The 2,385-nt window shown below is 65.3% G+C and carries 2 protein-coding genes; both read left to right on the top strand.

Annotated elements, in window-relative coordinates; genetic code table 11:
• Positions 1-197: 197 nt before the first annotated feature.
• Positions 198-1,697 (top strand): carbon-nitrogen hydrolase family protein, encoded by a 1,500-nt coding sequence (locus FJ386_15420; protein MBM3878076.1) that lies wholly within the window; start codon positions 198-200, stop codon positions 1,695-1,697.
• Positions 1,698-2,093: 396 nt separating this feature from the next.
• A partial coding sequence (locus FJ386_15415) for a hypothetical protein (GenBank protein ID MBM3878075.1) occupies positions 2,094-2,385 on the top strand: 292 nt, incomplete at its 3' end.

Raw genomic sequence — 2,385 nt, 5'->3', positions numbered from 1 at the left:
ACTACGCGGCGAGCGAGCCGGTGGCGAATCCGTACGCGATCGGCGGCTGCCGTGAAGTGACCGCAGACCGGTGGATCATCGGTTCCTTTACAGACACGCTGCCCGCGCCTGCTTCCGGCGGCCCGGCGGAGGCCAAAGTTTACTTCTTCAAATTCCGGACCGATCTGCCGTTGGCTCGTGGAGTGGGAAGGAACTAGATGACGACGGCGTTACCAAAGCCCCACGGCGTAGCGGCGTCTCGGCAGAACGCCGCCAATTTCGCACTCCCGGCTGGAATTGCGGCGCTCTGCCGAGACGCCGCTACGAAACTCGGACATCCCCTCGACCACACTGCCATGAAACGAACAATGCTTCGTCCTCTTCGTGTTGCTGCCGTGTTGATGGCTGCCTGCTCCCTCCACGCCGCCACGCTGAGCGATTCGCCTGACGGCTGGAAAGGCGTCGCCGCGCGCGACGAAATCAAGCCGGCGTTCAGCTTCAATCCCAAAGGCGGTCCGGCACACACCGGCAGCCTCGTCATCCGTACCGACAAACGCGACGGGCTGGACGGGCGTTGGGAGAGAACTTTCCCGATCAAAGGCGGGCAATGGTATCGCTTTCGAGCGGTGCGCCACGTGGAAAATGTACCCGTGCCGCGGCGCAGCGTGCTGGTCCGCGTTCACTGGCGCGACGACAAGGGCCGCCAGGTTTTGCACGATGAACCGGGCGCGCACACCTACGCCCCCGGCAAACCGCCGATGTCCGAGCCGGAGTTTCCAAATGATGGTCGGACTGATCGGACGGGTTGGACGGAAGTCTGCGGTGTTTACCATGTGCCGGCGAAGGCCACGCAGGCCATCGTGGAACTGCACCTCCGTTGGGCCTCGCGCGCGAAAGTCGAGTGGAGTGAAGTCTCGCTGACGGAAGTCGAGCCGCCACCACCGCGCAAGGTCCGCCTCGCCACGATTCATTACGTGCCGCACGGCGGGAAGACGGCGATGGACAGTTGCCGCCAGTTCGAGCCGTTCCTCACCGATGCCGCGCGGCAAAAGGCCGACCTCGTCGTCCTGCCGGAAACGATCACCGCCACCGGCAACGGCTTGAGCTATGCGGACGCCGCCGAGCCGATTCCCGGACCTTCGACCGAGTACTTCGGCACGCTCGCTCGCCGGCACGGCTTGCATCTCGTCGTCGGACTCGTCGAGCGCGACCTGCATCTCGTCTTCAACACCGGCGTGCTCATCGGGTCGGACGGCAGGCTCATTGGCAAATATCGGAAGACCACGTTGCCGCGGACCGAGATCGAGGCGGGCGTGGTGCCGGGCGACGAGTATCCCGTGTTCGACACGCGCCTCGGCAAGATCGGCATCATGATTTGCTACGACGGTTTCTTCCCCGAGCCGGCGCGGCAACTCAGCATTCGCGGCGCGGAGATCATCGCGTTCCCGGTGGCCGGGTGCAACCCGCTGCTCGCCGCCGCGCGCGCGTGTGAGAACCACGTCTTCCTCGTCAGCAGCACCTATTGCGGCACGAACCTCAACTGGATGATCTCCGGCGTCTATGACCGCGAGGGCCGCGTGCTGGCGCAGGCCACGCAATGGGGCACGGTGGCGGTGGCGGAAGTGGACCTCGGCCGGCGGCTCTACTGGTCGAGCCTGGGCGATTTCCGATCCGAAGTTCCGCGCCATCGCCCTGTGTGGCCGAGCGAAGCGAAGTGATTTCTCTGCCGCGGTCTGGATTGCCGCACACGCAAATCTCCACGAATCCTGTTCCCCACGTTGCGCCAGCTCACGTTGTCAGCCTGGTGTACCGGAACCGCAAAGGCCGGGCGTGTGTCGTTGCGCGCCGCGCGGGGGAATCTGGTCGAGGCGCGCAGGCCGTCACGAAGGTGGACCCTGGAACGCGGTATTGCATTGCCGGATGGCCGCGGCGGTTTTTTCGATTAACGTCCCGTCGCGCCGGCCGGCTACGGTGCGCCCCGTGCAGTCGAACCGGCAGGACCGTGGCCCGCGCGCCCCGCAGAGGACGGCACATTGCCGCTTGCCAACGCCCTGTTGGCGGCGTCACATTGCGCCCAGCCTCAAGCTGCCGCACGGGCTGGAAAGGAATCACGTATGGAATGGTTCATGGTTGTTGTGCTCGTGATCGGGGCGCCGCTCGCCCTGGCCATCTGGCTGATTGCGCGGGCGAACGCGGCGGCCAACCGGATCGCCGATCTCACCTTCCGGCAAAACCGCCTCGAACTGGAGCTTGCCCAGCTCAAGCGGGGGCTCAGTAGTTTATACCGCTTTGTCTTGCTGTTTGCCGCGATGGGGTTGGTCGTGGGCGGATGCCGAAAGCGCGAATCCACGGCACCCGCTGGGCCACCGCCGCCGCCCGAGTTCGGCAGCTCCGAAAACAACCTCG

The sequence above is a fragment of the Verrucomicrobiota bacterium genome (assembly GCA_016871675.1).
In the GTDB taxonomy this organism is placed as follows: domain Bacteria; phylum Verrucomicrobiota; class Verrucomicrobiia; order Limisphaerales; family VHCN01; genus VHCN01.
Note: the sequence above shows the minus strand (reverse complement) of the source record. Positions and strands in the feature narration are given on the sequence as shown.